This is a genomic window from Viridibacillus sp. d25.2 (assembly GCF_055456015.2).
The window spans coordinates 2,863,228-2,875,590 of sequence record NZ_CM196652.1; the positions used below are offsets into that span (position 1 = coordinate 2,863,228).

A 12,363-nucleotide genomic window follows, 5' to 3' on the forward strand; every position below is an offset into this window, starting at 1 on the left:
ATCCCCTTAAAATATCCATCTCTCCTAAATCTTATCGTTTCGTTTCTTAAGCCTATTTCTGTGCGATAGGCTGGCAGTGATATGACCTCTTATAGTTATACTCAAATATCGAATACACCGCCCTATTTAATGCTCCTGTAGACTCAAAAAAAGGGCTTGGGATTTGTTCATCCTTTGAATCAAACTTACTAATAGAAACAGCGTATGACGCTTTTGAATTTTCACACGCTCTATAAATGATTTGATAATTGCTCTTTAATATTCAATTAGCTTTTCACCTCTTTTTAAATAGTGTTCTCATTTATCATAACACCTACAAGAAGTTTAAATATCGTAATTTTTTAAAATTTTGTAAATAGTGCTTTTCCCTATTCCATATTCTTTAGCAATATCTTTCGCACTTTCCCCTGCTTCAAATAAAGCTCGAATACGTTTCTTTATCTTTTCATCAATGGCTGGTCGTCCACCAACTCTCCCACGCTTCCTTGCACTTTCTAATCCTGCTTTAGTTCTCTGCTGTATAATATCTCTTTCAAATTCTGCGAACACAGCTAACATGCCAAACATCGCTTTACCTGTTGGAGTAGTTGTATCAAATGCATCATTAATTGAAACAAACTCAACACCCTTCTCATTTAGTTCCCCTGTTAATTTAAATAGCTCTTTTGTGCTTCTAGCTAAACGGTCTAATTTATACACAACAAATAGATCTCCATTAGTTGCGGCTTTCATCGCATGTTCAAGTTCTACTCTTTCTTCTTTACGACTTGATATTTTTTCAACATATAAAATAAGTTCTAGTCCCTTTTCTTTAGCATAGCGTTCAATAGCTTGCTCCTGCATATCTAGATTCTGATCTTCTGTACTAACTCGACAATAACCTATGATTCTTCCCATAATAATCCTCTATTCTATTTACTCATACGTTTTATATACTTTCAATAATAGACGAGTTTATAGAAAAGAGCAATATAAAATTAGAGTGTAAACGTTAATTTACACTGCTTCTTCATTTTGTCTATATAACGATGGTACTATAAACAATATTCTGTTTAATTAAAAGTACCCACTTAAGAATTTTTCTTAAGCGGGACATTTTTAAAAGTGTGTAATAATATTTTCTTTCTCTAATTTTATTAATGTTTCCTTCTTTAAATTACCGATTACATTTCTCCATAAAAATTCTTCTTGCAGATAAATAACATTCGGCTTTAATGAGTCATTAAATAAAACTGTATCAGCAGTGTTTGTAAAAGAGGTTTAGCTGAATACGAGTTTCTTCATAAATTGATGTCGTGTTGTTCGCTGCTTTAAATGATGAAATTAGCAATAAGAGGAAGTTAGATAACACAATCATTGTTAATAGAATAACCTTCATTCTTTCAGAGTATATCGATGCAGCATTTAGTATGCGTCAAAAAATCCCTTTTAAGGATTTGCAAGACCTGTGATGAAACTGCACCTTAAGTGGGACCAATTAGTTACTATTGTTGGAATGAATATTAAAGAAATACGGAAACGAAAAAATCAACTCAGGAAGAACTAGTCTAAACTTATATAAATCAAATACGTACAACTAATAGCAAATAAGAGTTATAGTATCTGAACAATTATATGGATATCATTAAATTAAGCAACTTTTTATTTGGAGGGTACTATATGGTAAATGCAACAAGTCTAGAAGTTCAATTGACGAATGATCATATGAAAAAGCTATTGAAAGTAACACCTATAAAAGCACTAAGCGAAATAATATGGAATGCATTAGATGCAGACGCAACAGAAGTTAAAATAAATTTCACAAGAAATGAATTAGAAGGTATTGAAAGAATTACTGTAAGTGATAATGGACATGGGATTAATTATAATACAATAAATAATGATTTCGGCCAACTGGGAGATTCACATAAGGTTAAAAAAAAATACAGCCCTAGTGGGCGAATTTATCAAGGAAAAGAAGGACAAGGGAGGTTTTCTGGATTTGTATTAGGAGAACGTGTTGAATGGCATAGCACTTATTCAAAAAAAGAAGACAGTATTTACAAATTTAATCTTGAAGGTAGACGTACTTCTCTAAAATCTTTGTATATTTCTTCAGAAGAAGTCTCCCCGAATATAAATTGTGGTGTAAAAGTTATAATTGAAGACCTATATATCGAAAAAGTAGACGACTTTCTAGATTTAAATAGTACTGTTGATAATATTACAGAAATATTTAGCCCTTACCTTTTAGCAAATCCTAGTATCAAGCTTTCCGTAGATGGCTTTAATATAGATCCTAATGATATTATTGATAGCACAACACCTTATAAAATCGAAATAAAAAAAGAAAATGAACAAAATTTAGAAGCAACTTTGAATTTTATTGTATGGCAAAAAGGAAAGTATAAAGATTTATTTTATAATGGCGTAAACTCTAATGCTTACTTAAAAGGAACAACTAAACTAAAACTCAACAATTGTTCACATAGTGCTTACTTAAAATGTGATATTTTTGATGAATTTTGGAATAGTAACAGCATACTCTCCTGTAATTTTAATGAAGACTATATTTTATTAATGTCTGAAGTAGATCAGATTCTAAAAGATATTACTAGAGAAAAGTTAGCTGCTGAAGCTTCTTATGAAGTCGAAAAAATTAAGGATTCTAAAATATATCCATATGAAGGAAAACCTAAAACAGAATTAGAAAAGGCTGAACGACAAGTTTTCGATATATGTGCATATAAAATTAATGAATATATGCCTAACTTCAATAAAATGAATGATGATTCAAAAAAAGTTACTTATAGATTGTTAAAAGAAGCACTAGAAAGAAACCCAACAAGTATAAATACTATTTTAAAAGAAGTTTTGAATTTAGCTACCGAGCAACAAGATGAATTAGCCGAGTTATTGGAAAAAACAACTCTTTCTTCTATAATTAATACTACCAAGTTAATTTCAGATAGAATTAAATTCATTAATGGTCTAGAGCAAATTCTTTATAGTGAACAATACCAAAAAGTACTCAAAGAAAGAAGCCAGTTACACAAGATACTTTTAAATGAACTTTGGATTTTTGGTGATCAATATCAATATAGCTATGACGATATAACATTAAAGAATGTATTAAAGCAACATTTAAATATATTAGATAGAGACGAAATAGCTAAAGAAATTGATTTTAAAAATATAAAAGGTTTAAATGACATTCCAGATATTGGGCTGTCTAGGCAGGTGATAATTGGCGATTCTGATCGTTATGAAAATTTAGTAATAGAACTCAAAAGACCTTCTTGTAATATTGGGCAAAAAGAACTTCAGCAAATTGAATCTTATGCCTTTGCAGTAGAAGATAACACTCATTTTGATAAGGAAAAAACAAAATGGAAGTTTATTCTATTAGGAATTAAACTAGATGACTTTGCAAAGAAAAAGATGAAACAAACAGGAAGGGCCTATGGTTTAGTTTATGAATCTGAAAATATAGAAATTTGGGTTCAGGAATGGAATCAAATTATACAAGAAGTAAAAGGGAAATATCAATTTTTACAAAAGAAATTAGAGCTTGAAGTTATAAATAATGAAGAGGGTATTGAATATTTACACTCTCGATACAAAAGTTTACTGCCTAATATAGAAGCAAGTATTTAATACACAATTTAAAGGAAGTAAAATTCTTCTTACTTCCTTTTTATGCAACTATATTAATCAGAAACTAGTTTCAAACAAATATTAGATGCTCGATTAATATAGCTAACATTGCTATGCTTCACTCTTAGAATTTCAGAATTTTTAAACCTATGTTTTCTAGTGATGTACTTAACCAACTATTATTTTCCTTCACCAATTCCCTTAATAATAACTCTACACAATTTTATTAAAATTGTGAGGCTTCCTTGCTCTAAAATCAATGTCGACAAGCTATGACCAGCTCTTTCCACTTCCAATAAAGCAACTTTTTCACTCGAAATCAACTAAATTCGCACGCCTTTTCACCGAGCTTATAACACTATCATTCTTACAATATCCAGTGCCATTCGACTAAGAGAGAACTCTTCAGGGCGTTATCTCATCATTTAATTCTTCAGTTCCGAGAAGAACTGTCTAACCTTTACCTGTTGGTTTAGAATAAAATTTGATTATAAATCACTCTAAACCCTTGATTTTACTGCATATAAAAAAGATTCATTATTTTAAATCTCCTTATTCCACTAAACCAGCTAATAGGATGTCAATATTTTTCTCTAAAACTCTAATTAACCTTATGTTATACTATTTTGAGCATGATAAATAGCCATCCAAAAACCTTTTGGAAGGTTGACTTATCTATTTAATAAAGCATAAATCCAATGAAATAGTTTGTTTATGCAAGCTACTATCGCTATTTTGGCAGGCTTTCCTTCTGATTTCTTCTTATCATAGAATTCTTTCAGCTTTTTGTTTCGTGAACTTCTGATACCGCACAATACGGCAAGATACAAGCATGGCGTAATCTACTTGAACCTCGTTTAGTAATACGATTGGTTGTGGCAGTAAACTTTCCTGATGAGTGAACACTGGGATCTATTTCTGCAAAGGCAACCAGTTTTTTGGGATGACTAAACCGATCAATTTCACCAATCTCAGAGATTATCGTGGCAGCGATTTTTTCTCCTATTCCTGGAATCGATTGGACAAACTTGTAATCTTCCAATTCATTTGCCAAGGTCACTATACGAGTTTCTAACTCTGAAAGGTGTCCTTGGTACTGAAAAAGCAGCTCAATATACATTTGGAGATTGATTAAGTTACTATGATATACCACTTTTTGAAATGGGTTTCGAGATGCGGAATCCATTAATTTTTTTGCCTTATTCAACGCCCATAGACTAGATCGCCTTGGACAAAACTCCATCACACACTCCGCTAGCTTACTTTCCCCAGCTGCTATTACATCTTCTGAAGTAGGATATTTCTTTAACATCAATAAAGAAACCTTCGAATAAAGATCACCAAAAACCCAATAAAGATCACCAAAAACCTTACGGTATTCTGGAAATACTTGATCTAAAATAGTGTGAAACTGCAGCTTAGCTTCCACATACATATTCGTCACAATCTCCTGTTGTCTTGAAAGATTTCTAAGGTTCAGCAGTTGGATTCCTCTGTTTTTATGAGGTTCAAAATCTTCTTAGTAATAAAGCACACACAACTGATACGCATCAATTGCGTCTGTTTTTACCTTTCGTAAAAACGTTCGGAAAATTATTCCAAACATATTACAACGCGATTTTACAGCGGAGAAAATGAACGAGAAATGGGTAACAGACGTGACAGAGTTCCATCTATTTGGTGAGAAACGCTATTTATCACCGGTACTTGATCTCTGCAATAGTGAAATCATTGCCTACACGGTAATGAATCGCCCAGTGTATAAACTAGTCCATGATATGTTAGAACAAGCATTGGAGCGCCTTCAATCAGGTATCAAGTCCTCCTTCAATCGGACAAATTATTTACTATTTTTAAAATCTCCATATAAATCTTCAGCATTTTCTTTAATAATATCTATCGCTTTAGATAACTTGAATGGCTTTTTTCCATCATTAGCTAACGAATTTCTTATGTTATTTCTCGTAAAACCTTCTCTTCCCTCTGTCATCACTAAAAGATTATGTTCCCATGATGGCAACGCCATCGCACAATCATGTAAATATCCAAACATATGGAGCAAAAAGAGTTCATAACTACTTAATTGATTTATTACTTCTTGCTTCATTAAGCCTTCCATATTCTCAAATTTTTTTAAACTATGTGAAAAAGAATTGTCATTTTAATAATTCTTCCTCCTTATATTGTTCCATTTTAATAGCAAAAGCTCTTAATTAAATTTTTTGTCTAAACCAAACTTAAAAGACATTTTCACAACAGTTCGCCTGATTGATTAAAATTCGTTCTCTAAGTCAACCTTATATATAATAAATTCAATATTATATATAAGGTTTGTATAGCAACAATAATTTACTAAAAGAAACACACTATACTTGATTTTAGCTTGTTTCTTTTTCCACTAAAAGTTTCCGCAGTTTAGGAAGAAAGATTTATAATCTCCTTTAAAGCTTTCTCCCGATTGTTGAAACTTTAAATGTAAAATATTTTTGATGATTTTTTTATGAACTACAACTTGTTAAAGGAATATAATACATTATGTTTTAAGCAAATATGGATTATATTTTCATTCATATTTGAAGTTTGATCTCTGACGAAATCTTGAAAACCGTTGATATAAATGTATCTCCCATATTACTTCATAATCATATTCCTCTTTCACAGCTTTCTGTAACCGTTCTAATACACTTTCTGGAATTTGATTAATGACACCTAATTCATCAAACTTACTAAGGACTTCCTTTAAAAAGAGCTTTATTCTTTCTCCTTCTAGAGTATTATAGCGATAAGACATTGTGTGGTTTTCTAATTTTATTCTTTTACAACTACCAATAAATCTATTGTTAGTAAATTTTCCTTTTGTAATAATATTATCAAGGTTTGTATAAACTCCCTTGTATTTATCTGAGCTACTCCTTGCTCCAACAACCAACAATATCCCCTTATTTCTTAAGAATAATGCTGAATTATACAATTCCTTTGAAAAATTATTAACGGTATCATTATTCGTTAAGAAGTTACTAAATATAACAAGATTATTTCTAGTTTTATCTATTGATTGAGTAAAATATTGATCACCATCATCATTGTAATCCCAGTAAAAATTAACTTTATTAAAATCTATTCCCTTAAAATCATTAAATTTGCCGTGATGATACGGAACATTGTAAAATACGTTTTCCTTATCAATATAATTGGCGTATTCTGTAAAATGGTGTAACCAATTTCTAAATCCGTCACTCTTCTCAACATATTGGTTTTCTATTTGTTCAGGTGTTTCTAAATTTTTCTCAATACAATAATCCCTAATTAAGGTGTAAATATCAGACAGAGCAAAAAGAGCTGGAGCTGGCCCTGTCCCAACATCCATATTATTTAATATTTTACGAATAGAGATTACATTTAATTCTATCATTTTTTTGTAAATTAACTGGAAGCGATGATATCTATCTAAAAAATGTAGTATTGCATATGCTTCAGCTGCACCTGACTCATCATATGTGATTTCATCACAATTTTTCATAACATCTTCTAGACGTACAGCAACTTCTTTTGCCCTGTCAACACTATTTAACACATAATCGATTACAAAGCCTTGAATTCTATCAGCAATTAATGAAAACCTTTTGTAAAAAAGATCTTTTTCATTTGCCCAGGATAAAAAATCTGCATTATTGAATTTGTCCATTATCTTCTCCTAGTATACTTTTTAAATTTTCACGAATATAAATATAGCATAATATACCAATTTTGAAGATAATAAAATTTACTTTATTTTAATAAAAATAATTTTCTCCAAAAAACTAATCTATTGTTAAAAATATAAAACGCTATTCTTCTAATCTTTTGTCAGTTGAAGAACAGATTATAAAATTTTAATTTCACTCCATATACAAAAATTCGGGTTCCCGATAAGGAAGCCCCACTTTCATTAGCCGAGTCGGATTTTATTTACACTAAATACCGCAAGGAATAACGCTTGTTTGCATCTGGCAGATCATAAACATGAGAATAAGCATAACTTTGCATTGATTGTTTAGTTTTGATTTATTCATTTTAAATTCTCCTTTTGAATTGATAAAAAGAAAGAGCCCGACTGCATTAGTCGAGCTCAATTGCTTCTTCATTTTGCGTTAACTCGCCAGTTATGTCTGATACATAGTTCATTTACACATCTTTTTCAATAACAACTTTGAAATCAAATTTTCCTGACTCATCAGTTACTATAGCATTAATTACCAAGCCATCTTGTGTGTTGTCTAGCAATTCAGTGATTTCTAAAGTGCCATCTTTGTAATATGTGATAACTGTATAATAGCCATCGGTTATCAACGTTCACACCGTATATTTATTACGTCCCAGGAGGAATTTGAACCCCCGACCCCTTCCCTATATGAGGAGCTGGTCCTTCGGCTAATTGCTTAGGCGTGCGATTAACTACAAGTTTACCGCCATAACTTTACAGATAGACGGTCCTGTTAGAACAACTAGCCTTTATTTTGAAATCGAAAGTGACACATTTTTTAGATTGTTTTCCCAAGCACCTTTAATTAAAATGGCACCTTTCATATAAATCCTCCTCACCATATACAGCCTCTCGGTAATTGCCGAGAAAATATTACGTATGCGGAGGACTATATTCCAAAATGTAAATCGCACTATTTCTTTGATTAATTTTTTGTATTATCTTGGTTATCTGTAACCATTACTCTTGAATTCCCCATCATGAAAACGAAAACCACTGCTATGACAATTGGAATGAGTGCGAGCAGAAAAACATGCGTAACTGAGCTAGACATTGCGTTTACAATGACCTCAAGAATCTCAGCAGGTATTTTCTCGCGTACACTTGGTTCAAAAATTTGTCTTATATCACCAACATTAAACATTGCTGAATTGGCACTTTCACCCATGCTTTTAAAACCTTCAGTTAGTTTGCTAGTAAATACATTGTTTTGAATCGTACCAAAAATCGTAATCCCCATCGTCATTCCTAGCGTGCGAAGGAATGAGTTAGTTGAATTCGCAGTACCACGATAACGTGCATCTAGATTATGCTGAGAAGCAGTTGGTAGCAATGAGAATGAGAAGCCCATCCCAAAACCTACCAGAATCATATAGAACGTAAGAAGAATTCGAGCAGTATCTGGTGTTAGTGTACTCAGTAGGAACATACCTGCGAAATACGAAATAACAGAAATAATCATTAAGTTACGGTAGCTTATTTTACTTAAGAAAATACCGCCAGATGCGCTTCCTGCAACGGAACCCAACATCATAGGCATTAGGATTAGACCTGCATTAGTTGCTGAAGCCCCATAAACAGCCTGCACATAAATAGGAATATATACTGTTAAAATAATAAAGGTACCACCATATAAAAAGGCTAAAATTTGCGAAGATGCAAATAAACGACGCTTAAATAGGAAGAACGGTAGTATTGGTTCTTCTGCTTTTAGCTCTACGAAAAAGAACACAATAAAGAAAACTGCGAAACTGACAAACAACGAAATAATCGGTGCCGAGTTCCAATCATACTCTTTACCACCCAGTTCTAGCGCAAACATAAGGCTGATAACTGCGAGCACAAGCGTTGCCGCTCCCCACCAGTCAATCTTTTGCTTCGTATGTACTGGAGATTCCTTGTAGTTCTTCATAATTAATAAGAGTGAAACGATACCGATTGGCAAGTTAATATAAAATACCCATTCCCAACCAATATTATCAGTAATATACGCACCTAAAAGCGGTCCAACAACACTAGCAATACCGAATACCGCGCCCAAAAGACCAGTCATTTTCCCACGTTTTTGGGGTGGGAAAATGTCAAATACAATAGTAAATGCGATTGGCATTAAAGCACCGGCACCAATTCCCTGAATAGCTCTGTAAATACTAAGTTGCTCAATCGTTTGAGCAACTCCACAAAGTGCCGAACCAATTACGAATACCGTTAAACCAAAAATAAAGAATCTCTTTCTGCCATACATATCGGATAATTTCCCGAAAATCGGCATACCTGCCATTGTTGTAACCATATAAGCGGACGTAACCCAGACAAACTTGTCCATCCCACCTAGTTGCGATACGATCGTTCCCATAGCAGTCGCTACGATTGTATTGTCAATTGCTGACATAAAAATCGCCAGTAATAGGCCGGTCACAACTAACTTTATATTGTTATTTGATGCTTCCATCTATAAACCCCTTTACAAATTATTAATGACTCCATTAGAATGAACTTGAATAATAACACACTCATCAAATATCTTGTTTATCTAATATCTTGACCATCAAGGTATTAATTATTTTAAAAGGAGGGTTATTTTTTGTCAAGTCAGCAAAATGATCAAACTGCAAATCCGCAAGAGCATTTCACCTCACTTATGCGTGGACTAGGCACCCGAACTTTATTACATCAACAAAATGTAGCTGCCTCTCTTGGGTTATATAATATGGATTTTAAATCTCTAGATATTCTACGCGAAACGGGTCCTATTACCGCTGGAGAACTATCAAAAAAAACCGGGCTTACTACTGGTAGCATTACCGCATTAATAGACCGTCTTGAAAAAATCGGTTATGTTCGCAGACAAAATGATCCTAAAGATCGTCGCAGAGTCATCATAGTTCCAGAGTATGAATGTAAAGAAGAAGTACGTAAAACGTATGAACCTCTTCATAAAGCAATGCTTGAACTGGCTTCTTCTTATACACCTGATGAACTTACTCTCATTTCACAATTTATTGGAAAAGCAAGTACTGTCTTAGAAGAGCAAATTCAACATCTCAGCACTTCTACACGTAACAACTCTCTTAAAACAACACGCTAAAATAAAAAGGACGGTATCTTTAAAAGTCGAATGACTTAGGGATATTGTCCTTTTTTTATTGCAGACGCTTAAATAAATCAACATTTCGAAGTCATATACAAGTACCTGAACAGACGAAAAAAGTACATCACTTCATATAAGTGATGTACTTTTTTAATTTTACCGTCATCAAAGCTTGATATTACTCAGCAAAGGTTTGCAGTGTATCTTTTTCAAATACATCTAATAATTTGTTGTATTCTTCATCTTCAATTACATAATAAAGTGGTACTTTTGCTACATAATCAGAATATAAAATGCGCTTATTTTCCTCATCTAACCACATATTATAATTCACAACAATTAGATTCTGCGTTTTATCCTTAAATTGTATATATTGATAAGGTAGACTATTCACTTCATCATCGCTTAATTTTAAATTTGTTCCATTATTAAAAATGTCCATCAGTTCTTTATACTTCGGTTCAGTTTCAATTGATTTTTTTACAACTACATTGCCTTTCTCTGTTACATTTCCTAACTCAATTACATTATTTGATTCCATACAGCCACTTAGAACGAACAAAATACAAAACAACATGAGAAGTTTCTTCATTACTCTATCCCCTTTTAAAAGGTATGAAAAGTATTTCCGTAGTTGTATTATGTTTCCCAAATCCCCACAAAATATAACCTCTTACAAAACTTATTTGACTATATTTCCAAAACAATTTAAGTAACAATATTGAATTTTCTATTTACTATGTTACTTTAAAGCGATAAACTACAGTAACAAAGTCTTATTACATCATGATTTTACTAGAGGAGGATTTTATTGAAAGATTTCTTTAATAAGCTGTTAACAGGAATGAGTATTGGGATTGTTGTATCCTTAATACCAAACGCCCTTGTAGGTGAACTATTAAAAATACTCATTCCCCATTTTCCAGCTTTACAACAAATACTATATATATCCGTTTTAGTTATGAGTATGTTACCAATAATGATTGGTGTTACTGTTGGTATGACATTTAAATTAACACCTATTCAGACAGCTAGTATCGGCTTAGCTGCAGTTGTTGGTAGTGGAGTAGTCCAAATAAATGAAAGTGTCATGACATTACAAGGGATTGGTGTCGTTTTAAACACAGGTGTTACAGCCGGTTTAGCTGTACTTTTTGTTAAATATATTGGTGCAAAATTAAAAGATTACACAATTCTTTTACTACCAACTTTAACTATTTTCTTCCCTGGTTTATTTGGGTACTTGATCTTACCTTATGTACAAACAGGAACAGGCATTATTGGTTTAGGGATTCAACAATTAACAGATCTTCAACCTATTGTAATGGGAGCAACTATCGCTGTTATTTTCTGTGTACTTATTTTGTCTCCACTCTCAACTGTAGGTGTGGCTACCGTCATTATGCTATCTGGCATTGGTGCTGGTGCGGCCAATTTAGGTATTGTTTCAGCAGGTATTGGTCTATGTATCGCTAGCTACAAATCAAATTCATTGGGTACAGCACTAGCTCATGTACTTGGTTCACCAAAAATTCAAATGCGAAACTTCTTCATGAAACCAAAAATAGCATTTCCAATGCTTATTACAGCAGCAATTTTAGGAGCACTTGCAGGTATATTAAATGTACAAGGTACATCTATGAGCGCAGGGTTTGGCCTATCTGGACTTATTGGACCACTAAACTATATCAACTTAACACCTGATGGCTGGACGACATCGAATATTACGGTTATGATTGCAATGTTTTTCGTCATACCAACCGTTTTAAATGTAGTCTTACTACGCATCTTCTCAACGAATCTTAAAATGATTAAATCTGAAGATTATAAAATCCATATTGAATAAAATAATTTAAATTAATGCCATGTGAAGAACATTTCTCACATGGCATTT

General features: G+C 32.6%; 8 protein-coding genes and 3 pseudogenes. 4 read left to right on the top strand and 7 right to left on the bottom strand.

The window, feature by feature from the left end; all coding sequences use genetic code 11:
- Positions 1-324 precede the first annotated feature (324 nt).
- Positions 325-897, bottom strand: coding sequence for a recombinase family protein (locus tag ACZLO7_RS14180; RefSeq protein ID WP_464941175.1), 573 nt, complete (start codon positions 895-897; stop codon positions 325-327).
- 762 nt (positions 898-1,659) lie between these two features.
- Here ACZLO7_RS14180 and ACZLO7_RS14185 point away from each other — a divergent pair.
- Complete coding sequence (locus ACZLO7_RS14185; RefSeq protein ID WP_464941174.1) at positions 1,660-3,636, top strand: ATP-binding protein; 1,977 nt, start codon at positions 1,660-1,662, stop codon at positions 3,634-3,636.
- Between the two features lie 616 nt (positions 3,637-4,252).
- On the opposite strand, the pseudogene ACZLO7_RS14190 reads toward ACZLO7_RS14185, so the two are convergent.
- A pseudogene (locus tag ACZLO7_RS14190) lies at positions 4,253-5,215 on the bottom strand (IS110 family RNA-guided transposase); the annotation flags it as partial.
- Positions 5,216-5,219: 4 nt separating this feature from the next.
- Here ACZLO7_RS14190 and ACZLO7_RS14195 point away from each other — a divergent pair.
- A pseudogene (locus tag ACZLO7_RS14195) lies at positions 5,220-5,441 on the top strand (DDE-type integrase/transposase/recombinase); the annotation flags it as partial.
- Positions 5,442-5,476: 35 nt separating this feature from the next.
- On the opposite strand, the pseudogene ACZLO7_RS14200 reads toward ACZLO7_RS14195, so the two are convergent.
- The 4 genes and pseudogenes from ACZLO7_RS14200 to ACZLO7_RS14215 all read right to left on the bottom strand — a co-directional run.
- A pseudogene (locus ACZLO7_RS14200) lies at positions 5,477-5,770 on the bottom strand (HD domain-containing protein); the annotation flags it as partial.
- 429 nt (positions 5,771-6,199) lie between these two features.
- The gene (locus ACZLO7_RS14205) at positions 6,200-7,321 is read right to left on the bottom strand and encodes a hypothetical protein (RefSeq protein WP_464941173.1); all 1,122 of its coding nucleotides are present in this window, start codon (positions 7,319-7,321) and stop codon (positions 6,200-6,202) included.
- Positions 7,322-7,800: 479 nt separating this feature from the next.
- Positions 7,801-7,965, bottom strand: a complete 165-nt coding sequence (locus ACZLO7_RS14210; RefSeq protein WP_464941172.1) for a hypothetical protein — start codon at positions 7,963-7,965, stop codon at positions 7,801-7,803.
- A 338-nt stretch (positions 7,966-8,303) separates the two neighbouring features.
- On the bottom strand, positions 8,304-9,830 hold the full coding sequence (locus tag ACZLO7_RS14215) for an MDR family MFS transporter (RefSeq protein ID WP_464941171.1): 1,527 nt from the start codon (positions 9,828-9,830) through the stop codon (positions 8,304-8,306).
- A 189-nt stretch (positions 9,831-10,019) separates the two neighbouring features.
- On the opposite strand from ACZLO7_RS14215, the gene ACZLO7_RS14220 reads away from it, so the two are divergent.
- Positions 10,020-10,466 (top strand): MarR family winged helix-turn-helix transcriptional regulator, encoded by a 447-nt coding sequence (locus ACZLO7_RS14220; RefSeq protein ID WP_464941182.1) that lies wholly within the window; start codon positions 10,020-10,022, stop codon positions 10,464-10,466.
- A gap of 181 nt (positions 10,467-10,647) precedes the next feature.
- Here the strand turns inward: ACZLO7_RS14220 and ACZLO7_RS14225 are convergent, their stop codons facing one another.
- On the bottom strand, positions 10,648-11,061 hold the full coding sequence (locus ACZLO7_RS14225; protein WP_464941170.1) for a membrane lipoprotein lipid attachment site-containing protein: 414 nt from the start codon (positions 11,059-11,061) through the stop codon (positions 10,648-10,650).
- A gap of 219 nt (positions 11,062-11,280) precedes the next feature.
- Here ACZLO7_RS14225 and ACZLO7_RS14230 point away from each other — a divergent pair, with 219 nt between their 5' ends.
- Positions 11,281-12,315, top strand: coding sequence for a PTS sugar transporter subunit IIC (locus ACZLO7_RS14230; protein ID WP_464941169.1), 1,035 nt, complete (start codon positions 11,281-11,283; stop codon positions 12,313-12,315).
- Positions 12,316-12,363 lie beyond the last annotated feature (48 nt).